Origin of the sequence: Mycobacterium sp., from assembly GCF_032159565.1 — a bacterium.
In the GTDB taxonomy this organism is placed as follows: Bacteria; Actinomycetota; Actinomycetes; order Mycobacteriales; family Mycobacteriaceae; genus Mycobacterium.
Genome location: NZ_JAVHWR010000004.1, coordinates 1 through 17,853 on the forward strand (window position 1 = coordinate 1; position 17,853 = coordinate 17,853).

General features: G+C 64.6%; 20 protein-coding genes, 3 tRNA genes and 1 pseudogene. 9 read left to right on the plus strand and 15 right to left on the minus strand.

The window, feature by feature from the left end; genetic code table 11:
- Window positions 1-138, plus strand: a pseudogene (locus tag QOC76_RS00280) (alpha/beta hydrolase); the annotation flags it as partial.
- A 3-nt stretch (window positions 139-141) separates the two neighbouring features.
- Here QOC76_RS00280 and QOC76_RS00285 read toward each other — a convergent pair.
- Both QOC76_RS00285 and QOC76_RS00290 read right to left on the minus strand, forming a co-directional pair.
- Window positions 142-267, minus strand: coding sequence for a hypothetical protein (locus tag QOC76_RS00285; RefSeq protein WP_526352977.1), 126 nt, complete (start codon window positions 265-267; stop codon window positions 142-144).
- Entirely contained in the window at window positions 264-1,565 is a 1,302-nt protein-coding gene (locus tag QOC76_RS00290) for an MFS transporter (protein ID WP_526352979.1), read from the minus strand. The genes QOC76_RS00285 and QOC76_RS00290 overlap by 4 nt, the downstream gene beginning before the upstream one ends.
- A gap of 205 nt (window positions 1,566-1,770) precedes the next feature.
- On the opposite strand from QOC76_RS00290, the gene QOC76_RS00295 reads away from it, so the two are divergent.
- The 5 genes from QOC76_RS00295 to QOC76_RS00315 all read left to right on the plus strand — a co-directional run bounded on the left by QOC76_RS00295 (window position 1,771) and on the right by QOC76_RS00315 (window position 7,028).
- Entirely contained in the window at window positions 1,771-3,141 is a 1,371-nt protein-coding gene (locus QOC76_RS00295) for an ABC1 kinase family protein (RefSeq protein WP_526352981.1), read from the plus strand.
- Window positions 3,142-4,044 carry an alpha/beta fold hydrolase gene (locus QOC76_RS00300; protein WP_526352983.1) on the plus strand — a complete coding sequence of 301 codons (903 nt, stop codon included), beginning with the start codon at window positions 3,142-3,144 and terminating at the stop codon, window positions 4,042-4,044.
- 156 nt (window positions 4,045-4,200) lie between these two features.
- Entirely contained in the window at window positions 4,201-5,076 is an 876-nt protein-coding gene (locus QOC76_RS00305; protein WP_526352985.1) for a cyclopropane mycolic acid synthase family methyltransferase, read from the plus strand.
- Between the two features lie 51 nt (window positions 5,077-5,127).
- Complete coding sequence (locus QOC76_RS00310) at window positions 5,128-6,009, plus strand: cyclopropane mycolic acid synthase family methyltransferase (protein ID WP_526352987.1); 882 nt, start codon at window positions 5,128-5,130, stop codon at window positions 6,007-6,009.
- 128 nt (window positions 6,010-6,137) lie between these two features.
- The gene (locus QOC76_RS00315; RefSeq protein WP_526352989.1) at window positions 6,138-7,028 is read left to right on the plus strand and encodes a cyclopropane mycolic acid synthase family methyltransferase; all 891 of its coding nucleotides are present in this window, start codon (window positions 6,138-6,140) and stop codon (window positions 7,026-7,028) included.
- 14 nt (window positions 7,029-7,042) lie between these two features.
- Here QOC76_RS00315 and QOC76_RS00320 read toward each other — a convergent pair whose 3' ends face one another.
- Window positions 7,043-8,914: a fatty acyl-AMP ligase gene (locus QOC76_RS00320; RefSeq protein ID WP_526352991.1), complete on the minus strand. Its 1,872-nt coding sequence runs from the start codon at window positions 8,912-8,914 to the stop codon at window positions 7,043-7,045.
- 277 nt (window positions 8,915-9,191) lie between these two features.
- On the opposite strand from QOC76_RS00320, the gene QOC76_RS00325 reads away from it, so the two are divergent.
- The 3 genes from QOC76_RS00325 to QOC76_RS00335 all read left to right on the plus strand — a co-directional run bounded on the left by QOC76_RS00325 (window position 9,192) and on the right by QOC76_RS00335 (window position 12,218).
- On the plus strand, window positions 9,192-10,055 hold the full coding sequence (locus QOC76_RS00325; protein ID WP_526352993.1) for a cyclopropane mycolic acid synthase family methyltransferase: 864 nt from the start codon (window positions 9,192-9,194) through the stop codon (window positions 10,053-10,055).
- Between the two features lie 237 nt (window positions 10,056-10,292).
- Window positions 10,293-10,991 (plus strand): YciI family protein, encoded by a 699-nt coding sequence (locus tag QOC76_RS00330; protein WP_526352995.1) that lies wholly within the window; start codon window positions 10,293-10,295, stop codon window positions 10,989-10,991.
- Window positions 10,992-10,997: 6 nt separating this feature from the next.
- A complete protein-coding gene (locus QOC76_RS00335; protein ID WP_526352997.1) occupies window positions 10,998-12,218 on the plus strand; it encodes an RNA polymerase sigma factor in 1,221 nt (406 codons plus the stop codon).
- Window positions 12,219-12,316: 98 nt separating this feature from the next.
- Here the strand turns inward: QOC76_RS00335 and QOC76_RS00340 are convergent, their stop codons facing one another.
- From QOC76_RS00340 to QOC76_RS00395, 12 genes are all read right to left on the minus strand, one after another.
- Complete coding sequence (locus tag QOC76_RS00340) at window positions 12,317-12,985, minus strand: M15 family metallopeptidase (protein WP_526352999.1); 669 nt, start codon at window positions 12,983-12,985, stop codon at window positions 12,317-12,319.
- 19 nt (window positions 12,986-13,004) lie between these two features.
- Entirely contained in the window at window positions 13,005-13,712 is a 708-nt protein-coding gene (gene rplA, locus QOC76_RS00345) for a 50S ribosomal protein L1 (RefSeq protein WP_526353001.1), read from the minus strand.
- Window positions 13,713-13,816: 104 nt separating this feature from the next.
- Window positions 13,817-14,245, minus strand: coding sequence for a 50S ribosomal protein L11 (gene rplK / locus QOC76_RS00350; RefSeq protein ID WP_526353003.1), 429 nt, complete (start codon window positions 14,243-14,245; stop codon window positions 13,817-13,819).
- 80 nt (window positions 14,246-14,325) lie between these two features.
- Window positions 14,326-15,075, minus strand: coding sequence for a transcription termination/antitermination protein NusG (gene nusG / locus QOC76_RS00355; RefSeq protein WP_526353075.1), 750 nt, complete (start codon window positions 15,073-15,075; stop codon window positions 14,326-14,328).
- Window positions 15,076-15,179: 104 nt separating this feature from the next.
- Window positions 15,180-15,554, minus strand: a complete 375-nt coding sequence (secE, locus tag QOC76_RS00360) for a preprotein translocase subunit SecE (protein ID WP_526353005.1) — start codon at window positions 15,552-15,554, stop codon at window positions 15,180-15,182.
- 71 nt (window positions 15,555-15,625) lie between these two features.
- Window positions 15,626-15,698 (minus strand) — tRNA-Trp (locus tag QOC76_RS00365).
- A gap of 151 nt (window positions 15,699-15,849) precedes the next feature.
- Window positions 15,850-16,419, minus strand: coding sequence for a (3R)-hydroxyacyl-ACP dehydratase subunit HadC (hadC, locus tag QOC76_RS00370; protein ID WP_526353007.1), 570 nt, complete (start codon window positions 16,417-16,419; stop codon window positions 15,850-15,852).
- Window positions 16,420-16,422: 3 nt separating this feature from the next.
- Complete coding sequence (hadB, locus tag QOC76_RS00375) at window positions 16,423-16,851, minus strand: (3R)-hydroxyacyl-ACP dehydratase subunit HadB (RefSeq protein WP_526353077.1); 429 nt, start codon at window positions 16,849-16,851, stop codon at window positions 16,423-16,425.
- Complete coding sequence (gene hadA / locus QOC76_RS00380; RefSeq protein WP_526353009.1) at window positions 16,838-17,314, minus strand: (3R)-hydroxyacyl-ACP dehydratase subunit HadA; 477 nt, start codon at window positions 17,312-17,314, stop codon at window positions 16,838-16,840. Before hadA ends, hadB begins: the two co-directional genes overlap by 14 nt.
- A gap of 56 nt (window positions 17,315-17,370) precedes the next feature.
- Window positions 17,371-17,538 carry a 50S ribosomal protein L33 gene (gene rpmG, locus QOC76_RS00385; protein ID WP_003887980.1) on the minus strand — a complete coding sequence of 56 codons (168 nt, stop codon included), beginning with the start codon at window positions 17,536-17,538 and terminating at the stop codon, window positions 17,371-17,373.
- A gap of 39 nt (window positions 17,539-17,577) precedes the next feature.
- Window positions 17,578-17,651 (minus strand) — tRNA-Met (locus tag QOC76_RS00390).
- Window positions 17,652-17,710: 59 nt separating this feature from the next.
- Window positions 17,711-17,783, minus strand: a tRNA-Thr gene (locus tag QOC76_RS00395).
- Window positions 17,784-17,853 lie beyond the last annotated feature (70 nt).

The following is a 17,853-nucleotide window of genomic DNA, read 5'->3' on the forward strand; positions in this document are numbered from 1 at the left end:
CGCAACGGCCGCACCCTGGCCAGGGTGATCGCGGGCGCGAGGTTCGTCGTCGTGGACGGTATGGGCCACGACCTGCCGGAGCCGGTGTGGCGCCCCGTCATCGAGGCACTCACCGAGAACTTCGCCAAGGCCGACTGACTGCTAGCCGGGCAGACCTTGCTCCTCGGACGGCAGCGGAGCGGGTCCGGTGATCGACGGCGTCGCTTCGGTCGCCTCCGGCGTCGACGGCGGCGTCGTGCGGTGCTTACGTTCGCGCCTGCCGCTCACTGAGGTTGCAGCGCAACGCCTTTTGTCTCGGGCAATGCGACGGTACACACCAGGCTGACGAGCACGACGGCCGCCATCATCACGCCGATCGCGGACACGCCCCATGTCGCCAGCAGTGGCGCGGCGATGATCGTCGGCACCGCGCCGCCGACCAGTCCCGCAAGGTTGAGCGACAGGCCCGCACCGCTGTAGCGGTACCGCGTGCCGAAGATCTCGGGGATGAACGCCGCCATCGGCCCGTATGAGCTCGCGGCGACGGCATACGTGCCTGACATCGCCAGCGCGAACCACGCCGCATTGCCGGTGTCGATCAGCGGCATGACGACGAACGACCATGCAATGCCCACCGCCAACGCCGCGATGATGACTCGGCGGCGACCGAAGATGTCGCTGGCCATCGCGCTCAGCGCGTTGAACACCACCACGATCACACCGCCCAGCAGCCCCACAGCCAGAATCAGATCCGGCGAAAAGCCGACGTGGTTATGGGCATAACTCATGAAGTAAGCGTTGGCCAGGTAGCCGAGGGTGAAGAAGCCGATCATGCTGCCCGCAGCGAGAACCACCTCGCGCCGCTGGTTGCGGAAGAGCGCGGTCAGCGGTGTGACCGGCGCGCTCTGGCGGGCCTTCTGCGCGGCGAACACCGGCGTCTCGGCCACGCTCAGCCGCACGTACAGCGCGATGGCGATCAGCACGGCACTGAACAGGAACGGAATCCGCCAGCCCCAGTCGACGAAGGCTCGACTGCCTTCTCCGATCGTCTGGTTCACCACCAGGAACAGCAGGCTGCTCGTCACGAGGCCGCTGCCGACGCCCATCTGGGTGAACATCCCGTAGCGGCCACGGGCTTCGGCGGGTGCGTACTCGGCGGACAACAATGCGGCGCCCGCCCATTCGCCGCCGACCGCGAACCCCTGCGCGAGGCGCAGCGTCAGCAGGATCAGCGGTGCGGCCATGCCGATCGTCCCCGCACCGGGCACCAGCCCCACCGCCAGCGTGGAGGCGCCCATGATCAACAGGGTGGCGATCAGGGTCGACTTGCGACCGAGCCGGTCGCCGAAGTGGCCGAAGAACGCCGCACCAATCGGCCGGGACAGAAACGCCGCGGCGAACGTGGCCATCGACGCGACGGTCGCCATGGTCGTGCCGAGGTGCGGGAAGAACACCCTGGGAAACACCAGCGCCGCCGCGGTGCCGTAGATGTAGAAGTCGTAGTACTCGATCGCGGACCCGACGAAGCTCGCCATCGCGACGCGCTTCATCGAGCTGCCCCGCGGTTCGGTCAGTATCGCTGCCATCTTCGCTCCTCGGACGGGTCGGTTTCATCCGAAGCTATGGAGCTGCAGCGGCAATGGCTCGCTTGTGCTCACTACCCGCGGTATCCAGCGATGTTGCGGTTGTGCGCATTGTGCTCAATGGAGCGCGGCCGCCACAATCGCAGGTCACTGTGACCGGCTCCACAGGTTTTCGCGGGTCACGGCGGATTTTGAGAGACTGCTAGCTATGAGTCCGACTAAGCACCGCGAGGTGGCCAAGCTTGACCGGGTCCCGTTGCCCGTCGAGGCCGCCCGCATCGGAGCGACGGGTTGGCAGGTAACCCGCACCGGCGCACGGGTCGTCACCAAGCTCGCCGGCCGCGGCTCACTGCAGCAGAAGGTCATCCGGGAGATTCCGCAGACATTCGCGGACCTCGGGCCCACCTACGTCAAGTTCGGCCAGATCATCGCGTCCAGCCCGGGCGCGTTCGGCGAACAGCTCTCCCGCGAATTCCGCAGCCTGCTCGACCGGGTACCGCCCGCCGACACCGGCGAGATCCACAAGTTGTTCGCGGAGGAACTCGGCGACAAGCCCGAGAACCTGTTCAAGAGCTTCGACGAGGAGCCGTTCGCGTCGGCGTCGATCGCTCAAGTGCACTATGCGACCCTGCACACCGGCGAGGAGGTCGTCGTCAAGATCCAGCGGCCCGGCATCCGTCGCCGCGTCGCCGCCGATCTGCAGATCCTCAAGCGCGGCGCGCAGCTGGTCGAGCTGGCCAAGTTGGGCCGCAGGCTGTCCGCGCAGGACGTTGTCGCCGACTTCGCCGACAACCTCGCCGAAGAACTGGACTTCCGCCTCGAGGCGCAGTCGATGGACGCGTGGGTGTCGCACATGCACGCCTCGCCGCTTGGCCGCAACATCCGGGTGCCGCAGGTGTACTGGGATCTGACCAGCGCGCGGGTGCTGACGATGGAACGCATCCAGGGCGTACGCATCGACGACGTCGCCGCCATCCGAAAGAAGGGCTTCGACGGCACCGAACTCGTCAAGGCGCTGCTTTTCAGCGTCTTCGAGGGTGGGCTGCGGCACGGCCTGTTCCACGGCGACCTGCACGCGGGCAACCTGTACGTCGACGACGACGGGAAGATCGTGTTCTTCGACTTCGGCATCATGGGCCGCGTCGACCCGCGCACCCGCTGGCTGCTCCGCGAGCTGGTCTACGCGCTGCTGGTCAAGAAGGACCATGCCGCGGCGGGCAAGATCGTCGTGCTGATGGGCGCGGTCGGCAACATCAGGCCGGAGGCCGAGGCCGCCAAGGACCTGGAGAAATTCGCGACGCCGCTGACCATGCAGAATCTCGGCGACATGTCATATGCCGAGATCGGCAAGCAGCTCTCCACGCTGGCCGACGCCTACGACGTCAAGCTGCCGCGTGAGCTGGTGCTGATCGGCAAGCAGTTCCTCTACGTCGAGCGCTACATGAAGCTGCTGGCACCGCGCTGGCAGATGATGAGCGATCCGCAGTTGACGGGCTACTTCGCCAACTTCATCGTCGAGGTGAGCCGCGAATACGAGGAGCCCGAGGAATCCCCCGAAAGAGATGGAGTCGAGGCTTAAGTGGACGTTCGCACCGGCACCGCCAACTCCGGCGATATCGACATCTACTACGAGGACATGGGCGACCCGAACCATCCTCCGGTGTTGCTCATCATGGGCCTCGGCGCGCAATTGTTGTTGTGGCGCAAGGGATTCTGCGAGAAGCTCGTCGACCAGGGTCTGCGCGTCATCCGGTACGACAACCGCGACGTCGGGCTGTCGACGAAGCTGACCGGCCGCCGCACCGGCGCAAAGCTGCTGCCCCGAATGGTGCGCTCGTTCCTCGGCATGCAAAGCCCGGCGGTCTACACGCTCGAGGACATGGCCGACGACGCCACTGCCCTGCTGGACCATCTCGGCATCGACGGCGCGCACATCGTCGGCGGGTCCATGGGCGGCATGATCGCCCAGATCTTCGCGGCCCGGTTCCCCGAACGCACCAAGACGCTCGGCATCTTGTTCTCCAGCAACAACCAGGCGTTCCTGCCGCCGCCGGGATACCAACAGCTGCGGGCGCTGTTGCAGCGACCGGCGGACTCCACGCAGGAGGCGATCATCGCCAACGCGATCCGGGTCGCCGGGATCATCGGCAGTCCGGGCTATCCCACGCCGCAGGAGCGGCTGCGGGCGGACGCGATCGAGGGCTATGAGCGCGCCTACTACCCCGCGGGCATCGCACGACACTTCGCCGCCGTCCTCGGCAGCGGCAGCCTGCAGCACTACGACCGCCAGATCAACGCGCCGACGCTGGTCATCCACGGCAAGGCCGACAGGCTGATGCGCCCGTTGGGCGGCCGTGCCATCGCCCACGCCATCAAGGGTGCACGGCTGGTGCTCATCGACGGCATGGCCCACGATCTACCCGAGGAGCTGTGGGACCAGATCGTCGGCGAACTCAAGACGAACTTCGCCGAAGCGCCCTGATCAGTCACGTTTTGCCGATTCGGAGCTGACCCCGAAATCGGCTAGCATTCCGATGCGGGGAGGCATCCGGGGTTGATCTATGGTGCGTCCCCCGGGGCGGATCCTCCACCACGGCTTTTCGGGGGATGCCTTCCGCAATAGAGAGGCAACATCGACATGGCCGATAAGGGCAAAGCAACCCTGAAACCGCACTTCGAGGACGTCCAGGCGCACTACGACCTGTCCGACGACTTCTTCGCGCTGTTCCTGGACCCGTCGCGGACCTACAGCTGCGCATACTTCGAGCGCGACGACATGACGCTGGCGGAGGCGCAGCAGGCCAAGGTCGACCTGGCGCTGGGCAAGCTCGGTCTCGAGCCGGGCATGACGCTGCTCGACGTCGGTTGCGGCTGGGGCTCCACGATGATGCGGGCCATCGAGCGCTACGACGTCAACGTTGTCGGCCTGACGTTGTCGAAGAACCAGGCCGCCCGCGTCGAGAAGGTCTTCGCGGAGTCGGACAGCCCAAGGACCAAGCGTGTCCTGCTGAAGGGCTGGGAGGAGTTCGACGAGCCCGTCGACCGCATCGTGTCGATCGGCGCCTTTGAGCACTTCGGCTTCGACCGCTACGACGACTTCTTCACGTTCGCCTACGAGGCGCTGCCCGACGACGGCGTCATGCTGCTGCACACCATCACGGCGCTGACCGGCCAGCAGATGGTCGACCAAGGTATGCCGCTGACCTTCAACTTCGCGCGTTTCGTCAAGTTCATGATCACCGAGATCTTCCCCGGTGGCCGGCTGCCGTCGGTCGAGAAGGTCAGCGACCACAGCAGCAAGGCGGGCTTCACTCTGACGCGCCGCCAGTCGCTGCAGCCGCACTACGCCCGCACGCTGGACATCTGGGCCGCGAACCTCGAGGCCAAGAAGGACGAAGCGATCGCCATCCAGTCCGAAGAGGTCTACGAGCGGTACATGAGGTACCTGACGGGCTGCGCGGACGGCTTCCGGGTCGGCTATATCGACGTCAACCAGTTCACCCTCGAGAAGTAAGCAGCATCGCCGGCGCCGTGTATGGTGCCTGCGAACAGGACGGAGTCCAAGATGGTCGAGAAAACGGCCGCATCCACGAAGAAGCGGCAGAGCGTCGACGAGGTGCGCGCGCACTATGACCTCTCCAACGAGTTCTTCCAGCTTTTCACCGACCCGACGGTCACCTACAGCTGCGCGTACTTCCCTCGTGACGACATGACGATGGAAGAGGCGCAGATCGCCAAGCTCGATCTGAGCCTTGGCAAGCTGGGGCTGAAGCCGGGCATGACGCTGCTCGACGTCGGCTGCGGCTGGGGCTCGATGATGAAGCGGGCGATGGAGCGCTACGACGTCAACGTGGTCGGTGTGACGCTGAGCAAGAACCAGCACGAGTACTGCCAGAACGTGCTCGCCAACGTTGAGACGAACCGCTCCTACAAGGTTTTGCTACAGGACTGGGCGGAGGTCAAGGAGCCCGTCGACCGGATCGTCATGATCGAGGCGCTGGAGCACTTTGGATTCGAGCGCTATGACGACTTCTTCAAGTTTGCCTACGATCTGATGCCCGACGACGGCGTGATGATGGTTCATTCGATCACCGGTCTCACCCCGCCGCAGATGGCAGAGCGTGGCATTCCTTTGACGTTCTCGTTCGCCCGGTTCATCAAGTTCGTTCTGACCGAGATTTTCCCCGGCGGCCGTTTGCCGTCGGTCGAAAAAGTCGAGGAGCATTCGACGAAGGCCGGCTTCAAGGTGACCCGCATCCAGTCGCTGCAGCCCGATTTCGCCAAGACGCTCGATATGTGGGCCGACGTGCTGGAATCTCGCAAGGACGAGGCGATCGCGATACAGTCCGAAGAGGTTTACGAGAGGTACATGAAGTTCCTCAGGGGGACCGCCGACGGTTTCCGGACAGGATATGTTGACATCAATCAGTTCACGCTCGAGAAGTAATTCAATAGAACCGCCAACAGGCACCTTATGAACGGCTCTGGGGCCGTAGGGCCGAGTATGGTGCCGATCAAGTCAGGAACCCTGCCTGTCAGGATTCTGATCAATTACCGGGAGGCAAGTTGACGGACATGTCGGTAAAGGTGACCGACCCGATGCGGCCGCATTTCGAAGAAATCCAAGCTCATTACGATCTTTCCGACGATTTCTTCGGGCTGTTTCAGGATCCGACTCGCACATACAGCTGCGCATATTTCGAACGCGACGATATGACGCTCGAGGAAGCCCAGGTGGCGAAGCTCGACCTCAACCTGGACAAGCTCGACCTCAAGCCTGGTATGACGCTCCTCGACATCGGCTGCGGTTGGGGCGCGACGATGAAGCGGGCGATGGAGCACTACGACGTCAACGTCGTCGGTTTGACGCTGTCCAAGAATCAGCATGCGTATTGCGAGCAGCTGCTCGACGCCGTCGACACCGACCGCACGCACAAGGTGCTGCTGCGCGGATGGGAGCAGTTCACCGAACCCGTCGACCGCATCGTGTCGATCGAGGCGTTCGAGCACTTCGGTTTCGAGCGCTACGACGATTTCTTCAAGAACGCCTTCAACATCCTGCCCGACGACGGGCGGATGACGATCCAGAGCAGCACCGCCTTCCGGCCCGAGGAATATCATGCTCGCGGGAAGAAGCTGACGTTCGATCTGGCCCGGTTCATCAAGTTCATCATCACCGAGATCTTCCCCGGCGGCCGCATCCCGACCGCCAAGATGATGATCGAACACGGCGAGAAGGCCGGATTCGTTGTGCCCGAATGCCTCTCCCTGCAGGAGCATTACGTCAGAACCCTGCGTACATGGGCGGACACTCTGGAAGCCAAGAAGGACACGGTCCTGCAGGTGACGACCGAAGAGGTCTACGACAGGTATATGAGGTACCTGCGCGGCTGCCAGAATTACTTCGCCGACGAGATGCTCGACTGCAATCTGGTCACGTACCTCAAGCCCGGCGCCGCCGCCTGACGTGTGGCAGGCGCCTAGTGCCTGCCCAGGCTCCCGTCGAGGTACTCCGCCCGACATGCGCGTCGAGCCAGCTTGCCGCTGGTCGTCCGCGGGATGACGCCCGCTGCGACGAGCAGGGTGTCGTAAACGTTGACGCTGTGTTTGCGCGACACCGCGCGACGGACGGCATCGAGAATGGGTTGTGGGTCCGCCCGGCCCGCTCCAGGGCCCCGTTCGGCCACGATCACCAGTTTTTCGCTGGTGTCCGTCGAGGATACGCCGGGTAGCTCTCGTGCCGGGACCGAGAAGGCCGCCACGAAGCCGGCGCGTATCGCGTGGGACGACTCGGCCACGGTCGCCTCGATGTCCTGCGGGTAGTGGTTGCGGCCGTCGACGATGACCATGTCCTTGATGCGGCCGGTGATATACAGTTCGCCGTCGATGTAGACGCCCAGGTCACCGGTGCGCAGCCAGGTCGCGTCGGCGTCGGCGCCGTCGGCATGGCTGCCGGTGTCGAGCCGGGCCTGCAGCTTATTGCCGAAGGTGAACTCGGTTTCCTCTGGATGCGCCCAGTATCCGCGCCCGATGTTGTTCCCGTGCAACCAGATTTCGCCGACGCAGTCGTCCGGCAGTTCCTCACCGGACTCCGGGTCGACGACGGCCGCCCACTGGCTCACCGAGACCTGGCCGCACGACACCTGTGGAAGGGCATTCGGCGTGCCGGGTTCGACCTGCACCGCCCGTCCGGCGCCCAGCTGCTCGCGATCGAGATATACCGCGGTCGGCTCGGTGTAGGGACGGATCGACGAGACGAACAGCGTCGCTTCCGCCATGCCGTAGGACGGCCGGACGGCGGTTTTGGAGAGGCCGTGCGGCAGGAACGCGTCGGTGAACTTGGTGATGGAGTCGAGGCTCACCGGCTCCGAGCCGTTGATGAAGATGACGTTGCTCAAATCGATCTCGTTGTCCCTGGGAAGGCCGCGCTGGGCAACCAGCTCGAAGGCGAAATTCGGTGCAGGCGAGACGATGTGGCTGTACCGCGACGTGGCGTGCAGCATCTGGATCCAGCGCCCCGGCCGGCGGACGAACGCCATCGGCGACATGAAAGTCAGGTTTCCGCCGTAGAGGACCGGGAAGCCGACCATCATCAGGCCCATGTCGTGGTAGAGCGGCAACCAACTGGCGCCGTTGATCTCGAAGTCTCCCTCGAGTCCAATGGCGAAGACCATTTGCAGGAAGTTCGTTCCGGCGGCGCGGTGACTGATCTCCACGCCGGTCGGCACGCGTGTGGAGCCGGAGGTGTACTGCAGATAGGCGATGTCGTCGGATTCCAGTTCCACCGGCGCAAACGTCGATCCCACTGAGTCGGGGATGGCGTCGACGGCAATGATGCGGGGCCTCTTTTCGCGCGGCATCAGCCGAACGAATCTCTGGACTGCATCGCTGGCGGAGGTTGTCGTCAGCACGACCGCAGGCAGAGCGTCGGTCAGCACGGCATCCAGGCGCTCGGCGTGGCCAGGAAGCTCTGGCGCGAACAACGGCACCGCGATGCTGCCCGCCTGAATCGCGGCGAAGAAGCTCGTCACGTAATCAAGACCCTGCGGGCACAGCAGAGCCACCCGATCACCGCGAGCGGTCACCTGCTGAAGCCGGGCCCCGATGGCTCTAGAGCGGGTGCCCACCTGCTTCCAGGTGAGCTCGAGCGGCTTCCCCCCGTCCGGCAGATGGCTGTAGTCGAGAAAGCGGTAGGCGAGGACGTCGCCGAAGTCTGCGATGTTCCTGTCGAGCAGCGCGGAGAGGTTCATGCCGTCTGGCAGCGCGATGCGACCGTTCTCATCCAAGTAGGGGTCGGTTTTGGGCCGACCCGCTCTTGGACGGGCAGCGCTATGCACAGGAGCACTTTCCATAAGCGCAGTCTAAGAGATGAGATGCGTCAGTCGTGAATCGGCGCGGTCGAATCGTTGAGATTGAAGTGTCCCTTCGCCGAGCCGATCTGGGGAAACATGACAATTGTCTTTACTTCTGACACATCGGCACCAAAGCGGCAGCTTCAGACAAAAAGATGAGACGTTCTGCCATATTTTTGGGGTGGCCGCGAAACGGCCGCTTTCGCGTCTCGACCTGGGTTTCAAACCACGTGACCTGGCTATTAGGTTGCGTATCTCCGGGGAGGAAGCCGCTTACATGACGAAGCAACTCACACCGCACTTCGGCGAGGTGCAGCAACACTACGACCTTTCCGACGACTTCTATCGGCTGTTCCTTGACCCTACCCAGACCTACAGCTGCGCATACTTCGAACGCGACGACATGACGTTGCAAGAGGCTCAGGTGGCCAAGATCGACCTTGCGCTCGGAAAGTTGAACCTTCAGCCCGGCATGACGTTGCTCGACATCGGCTGCGGTTGGGGCGCCACCCTGCTGCGCGCAATTGAGCGGTACGACGTCGACGTAGTCGGCCTCACGTTATCCGAAAACCAAGCCAAGCACCTGCAACGCACCTTCGACGAGATGGAAAGCCCGCGTTCGAGGCGGGTGCTGCTCGAGGGCTGGGAGCGGTTCGACGAACCCGTCGACCGCATCGTGTCGATCGGGGCGTTCGAGCACTTCGGCAGCGACCGCTACAAGGCGTTCTTCGCCAAGGCCTACGACCTGTTGCCTGAGGACGGCGTGATGCTGCTGCATACGATCGTTCGCGCCACGCTGGCGGAGCGCAGGAGGCGAGGCGTGGAAACCACCGCGGAGCTGGTGCACTTCTCCCGCTTCATCCTGACCGAGATCTTCCCTGGCGGGTGGCTGCCGACGATCCCGGTCGTCGAGGAGCACGCCGTGCGCGCCGGGTTCGACGTGTCCCGCGTGCAGTCGCTGCAAATGCACTATGCGAGAACGCTGGACATCTGGGCTGCGGCGTTGGAGTCCAAGCGGGACGAAGCCATCACGATCCAGTCGCTCCAGGTTTACCACCGCTACATGAAGTACCTGACGGGCTGCGCAGACCTGTTCCGACGGGGCGTGACCGACGTGTGTCAGTTCACTCTGGCCAAGTAGCACCGCGAGCTGAGGGCCTCGCACCGCGAGCTGGGGGCACCTCCCCGCGTGCAAGGGGGAGCGTGTCTGCTTCGCGACACGCCGCAATTTCTCTCGTTCTGCGCACGCTCGCGCCTCGCGAGGGTGCGTGAGTGATCGCTCGCAGAGCGAGCTGTTGTCGGATTCCGGGCGTCTCGTTCGTCGGACGGGTAGAGAGTGGAACACAGGGTTCCGCTCGCTATGTGGAAGGTCTCGACGATGCACTACTTCGCCTTGCTGATCAGCCCCGAACGCGCTCTCACCCCAGAGGACGGCGCGGCTGAAATGACTGCTTATCAGGATTTCCATGCCACGGCCGCCGCGGCCATCCGTGCCGGCGATGCGCTGCGGCCGGCGGTAACCGGTGTGCGGATCACCGGTGGGCCGGATTCGCCGACGGTCACCGACGGTCCGTTCGCGGAGGGCGCCGAAGTGGCCGGCGGCTACTACGTTTTCGAGGCCGACAACCTCGACGAGGCGTTGGCGCTGGCCGGTGACATACCCGCCGCGAAGTACGGTGCCGTCGAGGTGTGGCCGATGGTACATTTCTCGCCCGCACGTGTTCCGCTGACGAGCGACAGCTGGCTGGCGCTGCTGCTGGAACCGGCCGGCAACGTGGTCGAGCCGGGCGGTCAGGACTGGGACGAGGGCATCAAGGCGCATGCCGAATTCGGCAAGATCGCCGGCGATCGCGCGGTGGGTGGCGCGCCGCTTCACCCGCCGACGACCGCGACGACGGTGCGGGTGCGCGACGGCGAGGTGCTGTTGACCGACGGGCCGTATGCCGAAGGCGCAGAGGTGGCCAATGGGTTCTACTACATCAACGCAGCCGACCGCGACGAGGCGATCAAGGTGGCGTCGATGATTCCGGCGACGACGGTCGAGCTGCGACGGCTGGCCGGGGTCTCCGGACTTTAACCCTGGATGAGACACCTGGACAGCGTCTTTCGGCGCGAATGGGGTTCCACTGTGGCGGCGCTGGCGCGCTGGTCTGGTGACCTTTCCGTCGCCGAGGACGCTGTGCAGGAGGCTTTCGCGGAAGCAATGCGTGCATGGCCTCGCGACGGCGTCCCGGACAATCCCAGCGGATGGATCATGACGGTCGCACGTAATCGCGCGTTGGACCGGCTACGGCGCGAGTCCGCACGGCCCGGAAAGGAACTCGCCGCAGTGGTGGACGACATCGTGGCCCGCACCGATCGCGCAGGCATTCCGCACCCGGTTCGCGATGACGAGCTGCGAATGATGTTCACCTGTGCGCACCCGGCGCTGGACCGGGCTTCTCAGCTGGCGCTGACCCTGCGGCTGATCTCCGGCCTGACAGTTGCCGAGATCGCGAGGGCGCTGCTGCAGTCCGAAGCTGCGGTAGGACAGCGAATCACTCGGGCCAAAAGCAAGATTCGGCACGCGAACATTCCACTGCGGGTTCCGCCCGCCGAGCTGCTGCCGGAGCGCACCCCGCATGTGTTGAGCTGCATCTACTCGGTGTTCACCGAGGGTTACTGGTCGACCGCAGGGCCCTCGGCGATCCGCGACGAGCTGTGCGACGAGGGAGTCCGGCTCGCGGGTGAGCTGTGCGAGCTGGCGCCCGCGACCCGTGACACCCATGCGCTGGCCGCCCTTGTCCTGCTGCATGATTCGAGGCGGCGCACTCGTGTGACTACCGACGGTGCGCTGGTTCCGTTGGACGAGCAGGACCGCAGCAAGTGGGATCGCGGGCGGATCGCCGCCGGACTGCAGCGCCTGCAGCTGGCCGCGGGTGCGGAGGGGCCGTATCTGCCCCAGGCGGTGATCACCGCGATTCACGCTACGGCGCCCACCTGGGATCAGACGGACTGGGCGACGATCTGCGCGGCCTACGACCGGCTGCTGGCGATCACCGACTCACCGGTGGTGCGCGCCAACCGCGCACTGGCGATCGGGTTCCGAGACGGCTTCCCTGCCGGCCTGGCCGCACTGGACCAGGTGGCCGACGATCCGCGGCTGGCGCGGTCGAGCACCGCGGCCTCCATCCGTGCCGATCTTCTGCGGCGGGCGGGCCGCACCGACGATGCGCGCTTCTGGTACGAGAAGGCGGTGTCGCTTGCCGGCTCCGACCCGGCGCGCGCCTTCCTGACCCGCCGCATCACCGAGTGCTCCAGGTAGCGGCTTCCCGTCGACCCTGCACGCTGACCTTCCCGCGAGCGTGCGCAGTCGCAGAAATCTTGGCGGCGTGTCGTGTGCAGACACGCACCGTCGCGGTGCTAGGAAAGCGGAACGTCGAGGATGGGCTGGCCGACGTCGGCGTCCGGGCCGTCGAAGTGCCACCACTCCCCCGAGTACACCGACAGCCCGCCTGCGCTCATCCCGTCGCGCAGCCACTTTCGGTTGGCCTGCTGCTCGGCAGTGAGGCCGTCAGTGGCGAAAGCTTTTGCCTTAGCTGAGAAGTCGTCGAATCCGGTGCCCATGTCGATCGGCCACCCGTAGTGCCCGTCGGCCAGCGTCACGTCGACCGACCGGCCCGACTCGTGGCTGCGCGCCGACGTCCCGGGGCGCGCCACCCAGTTCTGGTCCGGCACGGCGTCGAACAACTCGCCCTGCACCGCGTGCGGGCGATAGCAGTCCCAGAACACCAGCTTCGCCCCGTGGGCACGGAATGCGTCGGCGGCTTTCGCGAGCCCCGGCACCAGCGACTCGTGCACCAGGCATCGTGCGTCCGGCGGATACAGCGGCTTGCCGACGAAGTTGTCGGCCGTCGCATAGCGCAGGTCGACGGCAGCGTCGGGGACGACGCTGCGAATGTCGACGAACCCGGCCTGCGCCGCAGTCGCCGGCGTCGCATGCGCCGTGGGGGCCACCGTCACAGCCGCCGCCACCAGCACCGCGAGCGTGCACGTTTGTACGAAATTCCGCGGCGTGTCGCGTGCAGACACGCACGCTCGCCGGAACAGCTTAGGCCTCGGCGAAGTTACGGGTCACCGACGGGTCGACGTGAATGCCAGGGCCGGTGGTCGTCGAGACGACGATCTTCTTCAGGTAGCGACCCTTCGACGACGACGGCTTGGCCCGCATGATCTCGTCGATCGCGGCACCGTAGTTCTCTGCCAGCGCCGTCTCCTGGAACGACGCCTTGCCGATGACGAAGTGCAGGTTGGCCTGCTTGTCGACGCGGAAGTTGATCTTGCCGCCCTTGATGTCGTTGATGGCCTTCGTCACATCGGGGGTGACGGTGCCGGTCTTCGGGTTCGGCATCAGGCCACGCGGGCCGAGGATGCGCGCGATGCGGCCGACCTTGGCCATCTGATCGGGTGTGGCGATCGCGGCGTCGAAGTCCAGGAAGCCGCCCTGGATCTTCTCGATCAGGTCGTCGCTGCCGACCACGTCTGCGCCTGCGGCCTCGGCCTCATTGGCCTTGTCGCCGACGGCGAACACCGCGACGCGGGCCGTCTTACCGGTGCCGTGCGGCAGATTGACGGTGCCGCGCACCATCTGATCGGCCTTGCGCGGGTCGACGCCGAGCCGGATGGCGACCTCGACGGTCGCGTCCTGCTTCTTCGACGACGTCTCCTTGGCCAGCTTGGCGGCCTCCAGCGGCGTGTACAGCCGCTCCCGGTCCACCTTCTCGGCGGCTTCGCGATATGCCTTGCTGTTCTTGCTCATTCGTTTCTCCTGGTTCAGAGGTGTGGTTGGCGGGCCGAAGCTGGCCCTCCCACGGGGATCCAGCGGACTACTCGACTTCTGTTGTCGGGTCGGTCCGCCTTCGGCTACTCGACCGTGATCCCCATCGACCGGGCGGTGCCGGCGATGATCTTGGCGGCCTGATCGATGTCGTTCGCGTTCAGGTCTTCCTTCTTCGTCTCGGCGATCTCGCGCACCTGGTCCCAGGTCACCTTGGCGACCTTGGTCTTGTGCGGCTCGCCCGAGCCCTTCGGCACGCCTGCGGCCTTCAGCAGCAGCTTGGCCGCGGGCGGCGTCTTCAGCGCGAAGGTGAAGCTGCGGTCCTCGTAGACGGTGATCTCCACGGGGATGACGTTGCCGCGCTGGTTCTCCGTCGCGGCGTTGTACGCCTTGCAGAACTCCATGATGTTGACGCCGTGCTGGCCGAGCGCCGGACCGACCGGCGGGGCGGGGTTGGCCTGCCCAGCCTGGATCTGCAGCTTGATCAGCCCGACGACTTTCTTCTTCGGGGCCATGGTTGTTGGTGTTCCTCTCTCGTTCTCGGTGATTTCGGCGCGCTCGCGTGCGCTCAGCGCACGTTTCCGCGCCGAAATCGCTAGATCTTGGCGACCTGGTTGAAGGTCAGTTCGACAGGTGTCTCGCGGCCGAAGATGGACACCAGCACCTTGAGCTTCTGCTGTTCGGCGTTGACCTCGCTGATGGAAGCGGGCAACGTCGCGAACGGGCCGTCCATGACGGTGACCGACTCGCCGACAGTGAAATCCACCTCGATCGGCGCGCGCTCCAGGGTCGCCTCGGAGGAGGCGGCACCCGAAGTGCTCTTGGCGGCCTTCTTGGGCTGCCCCTGCGGCAGCAGGAACTTCACGACGTCGTCCAGAGTCAGCGGGGACGGCCGAGATGTCGCACCGACGAAGCCGGTGACGCCGGGGGTGTTGCGCACCGCGCCCCACGACTCGTCGTTGAGCTCCATGCGGACCAGGATGTAGCCCGGCAGCACCTTGCGGTTGACCTGCTTGCGCTGGCCGTTCTTGATCTCGGTGACCTCTTCGGTGGGCACCTCGACCTGGAAGATGTAGTCGCCGACATCCAGGTTCTGCACGCGGGTCTCGAGGTTGGCCTTCACCTTGTTCTCGTAGCCGGCGTACGAGTGGATGACGTACCACTCGCCTGGCTTGAGGCGCAGCTCTTTCTTCAGCGCGACGGCCGGGTCTTCGTCTTCGTCTTCAGCTTGCTCCTCAGCAGCCTGTTCGGCCGGAGCCGGGGCGTCGTCGGAGTCGACCGGCGCGTCCTCGACGGCCTCTGCCGCGGTGGTCTCCTCAAGAGACTCGGCGGCCTCGTCTGCGATCACCGTCGCAGGGTCCGCGGCTTCAGCGAGCGCGTCGGACACGCTGGCGGCCGAATCGCCGTCGAAGCTAGTCACTTGTCAGTCCTCTCAATATCCAAGTCAGGTCAGCCGAACACCATCATCACGAGCTTGGCCACGCCAAGGTCGACCAGACCGATCACCGTCACCATGAACGCCAGGAAGAACAGCACGACCATGGTGTAGGTGGCCATCTGCTTGCGGTTCGGCCAGATGACCTTGCGGAGCTCGCCGATGACCTCGCGCAGATAGTTGATGACATACGCGATGGGGTTTCGACGCGGCCCCTTGACGGCCTTCTTTGTCTTCTTCTTGCTCTTGCCGACATCCTCGAGCGCGACCGCTTCCTGGGCGCCTGTCGAGGTGTCGGCGTCGTCGGCACTGCCGCGCCGCGACCGCTTGCCGGTGGGTCGGGTCGGCTGCGTCACCACGGAGCCGGTGCCTTCGGGCTCGTCGCTCACCGCATGCCTTTCGTCTGTGTTGTGTGGAGGTCACCTTCCAGTGTCCACACTTGTCGAGTATTCGCCTTCAGCAGGGGCGACAGGACTTGAACCTGCAACCTGCGGTTTTGGAGACCGCTGCTCTGCCAGTTGAGCTACGCCCCTTCAGCGACGGCACTGCTGGCAGGCCATCAATCCCGTCCGGGACTCACACAATTCGCGCGCTCCCCGATCGGCCGATCTTCAAACCGACGGACAGCGCGCTTGACTGGGTAAATCCCGAGGTCCGAGTGTACATCGGCCCAGGTCTGTGTTACTAATCCGGCTTTGCTTCGCCGTCGACGTCCGACCCCGCCGTGGCCGGCTCCGCGTCGGGCGTCGGCGGACCGGCCGTCCGCACGACCTGACCGGTCTCGAGGTCGTACTTCAGCGATATCGAGTTGTCGCCCTCGTGGCCCATCAGCGTCGTGTACGCCTCCAGGTACAGGTCCCCGTTCTCGTCGAGCGCCAGGTTCCTGGTCTGGACGATGTCCGCGCCGAACCGTTCGTTGACGGAGATGACCTCCATCCGGCCCCACACCTTGTCGCCGGCCAGCATCGGCTTGTGGTACAGAAACTTCTGGTCGACCTGCACGATCTGCATGGTTTCGAAGCCGGTGTCGACCTTCCGGAAGAAATCGCGTTGCATGAGCAGCGCCAGCGTCGAGATGAAGGTCGGCGGCGCGACCAGCGCCTGGTGGCCGAGGTCGGCGGCGGCAGCCTCGTCGAAGTGCGCCGGGTCTTCCGCCTTGATCGCGGTGGCGTACTCGCGGATCTTCTCGCGGCCGACCACGAAGTAGTCGGGGTACTCGTGGACCATCCCCAGGACGTTGGTCTTGATCGCCATCCGCTACGCCAGCTTCGCGGATGCGATGGCGCGGCCGAAGATCTTCTTGCCACCAGAGGTGGCCGAAATCGCGATGGTGACTGATTTCGTTTCGGGCTCAACGGACTTCACCCGGCCGTTGAATACGATCTCGGCGCCGACGCCGTCATTGGGCACGGGCACGACGGCGGTGAAGCGGACGTTGTACTCGGTCACGGCGGCGGGGTCGCCGACCCAGGAGGTGACGTATCCGCCCCCCAGACCCATGGTCAGCATGCCGTGTGCGATCGCGGTGTCCAGGCCGACCTGCTTGGCGATCTCATCGTCCCAGTGGATCGGGTTGAGGTCTCCGGACACGCCCGCATAGTTCACCAGGTCTTGCCGCGTCAGCGGGATGACCTTCTCGGGAAGCTGGTCGCCCACGTTCACCGAATCGAACTCACGCAGCGCCATCGCTAAAGCCACTTTCTTCTCCGTCCGAACGACCCGCGAGGGTCGTATAGGTCTCCTGCACGACTTCGCCATCCTGGTTGGTGACGATGATCTTGGTCACGATGATGTCCGCGCCGAACGCCTGCCTGATCGAGTGGACGTACACATCACAGTAGAGACTGTCGCCCGCCTTGATCGGCTGGACAAACCGTAGCTCCTGGTCGACCTGGACGATCTTCTCATCTGCGATCGCGATGTTGTTGCTCTTGAACATCGCGAGTTGCGCCTGATAGCCGAACACCGAAATGAAGGTCAGCGGCGCCAGCAGAGCGTCATGGCCAAGGTCGGCGGCGGCCTCCTCGTCAAAGAAGGCCCGGTCGTCATTCTTGACGGCCACGGCGTATTCCCGGATCTTTTCCCGCCCTACTACGTAATGGTCCGGGTACTTGTAATGCAGCCCGACCAAGTCTTCAGACAGCGACATGCTTAGCCAACCTACCTAAGTCAACGACCCGTCGGCAAACTTCGCGCGCTGTGTTGTTAACGCGATTCCTTGTGAGGCTGATGCTTCCCACAGTTGGGACAGAACTTCTTGAGCTCGAGCCGGTCGGGATCGTTCCGCCGGTTCTTCTTGGTGATGTAGTTGCGGTGTTTGCACACCTCGCAGGCCAAAGTGATCTTCGGCCGGACGTCGGTACTGGACGCCATGTCAGCTGCCCTCTTTCACACGTTCTCGTACTTGTCTTGTAGCGATGGCCGGACTCGAACCGGCGACCTAACGATTATGAGTCGTTCGCTCTAACCGACTGAGCTACATCGCCCTGCGTCGCCAGAGGTTGCGCAACATCTCCCGTCGCTCCGCTCGCCCCGGTGTCCACCGAGCCCCCTAACGGAATCGAACCGTTGACCTTTTCCTTACCATGGAAACGCTCTACCGACTGAGCTAAGGGGGCCTTGCACCACGAGTCAATCCCCGAGGGCCTTAAAGAGGGTACATTCTCGCGGTTTGCGCCGCCAAACCGC

Excerpts from the sequence above, each read along its gene's own strand:
- hadA (WP_526353009.1), bottom strand. The coding sequence starts at position 17,314 with ATGTCGCTGTCTGAAGACTTGGTCGGGCTGCATTACAAGTACCCGGAC.
- QOC76_RS00295 (WP_526352981.1), top strand. The coding sequence starts at position 1,771 with ATGAGTCCGACTAAGCACCGCGAGGTGGCCAAGCTTGACCGGGTCCCG.
- QOC76_RS00315 (WP_526352989.1), top strand. The coding sequence starts at position 6,138 with ATGTCGGTAAAGGTGACCGACCCGATGCGGCCGCATTTCGAAGAAATC.
- QOC76_RS00290 (WP_526352979.1), bottom strand. The coding sequence starts at position 1,565 with ATGGCAGCGATACTGACCGAACCGCGGGGCAGCTCGATGAAGCGCGTC.
- rplK (WP_526353003.1), bottom strand. The coding sequence starts at position 14,245 with ATGGCCCCGAAGAAGAAAGTCGTCGGGCTGATCAAGCTGCAGATCCAG.
- hadB (WP_526353077.1), bottom strand. The coding sequence starts at position 16,851 with ATGGCGCTGCGTGAGTTCGATTCGGTGAACGTGGGCGACCAGCTTCCC.
- QOC76_RS00335 (WP_526352997.1), top strand. The coding sequence starts at position 10,998 with ATGAGACACCTGGACAGCGTCTTTCGGCGCGAATGGGGTTCCACTGTG.
- QOC76_RS00310 (WP_526352987.1), top strand. The coding sequence starts at position 5,128 with ATGGTCGAGAAAACGGCCGCATCCACGAAGAAGCGGCAGAGCGTCGAC.
- hadC (WP_526353007.1), bottom strand. The coding sequence starts at position 16,419 with ATGGCGATCAAGACCAACGTCCTGGGGATGGTCCACGAGTACCCCGAC.
- QOC76_RS00325 (WP_526352993.1), top strand. The coding sequence starts at position 9,192 with ATGACGAAGCAACTCACACCGCACTTCGGCGAGGTGCAGCAACACTAC.
- rplA (WP_526353001.1), bottom strand. The coding sequence starts at position 13,712 with ATGAGCAAGAACAGCAAGGCATATCGCGAAGCCGCCGAGAAGGTGGAC.
- QOC76_RS00330 (WP_526352995.1), top strand. The coding sequence starts at position 10,293 with ATGCACTACTTCGCCTTGCTGATCAGCCCCGAACGCGCTCTCACCCCA.
- QOC76_RS00320 (WP_526352991.1), bottom strand. The coding sequence starts at position 8,914 with ATGGAAAGTGCTCCTGTGCATAGCGCTGCCCGTCCAAGAGCGGGTCGG.
- rpmG (WP_003887980.1), bottom strand. The coding sequence starts at position 17,538 with ATGGCGTCCAGTACCGACGTCCGGCCGAAGATCACTTTGGCCTGCGAG.
- QOC76_RS00305 (WP_526352985.1), top strand. The coding sequence starts at position 4,201 with ATGGCCGATAAGGGCAAAGCAACCCTGAAACCGCACTTCGAGGACGTC.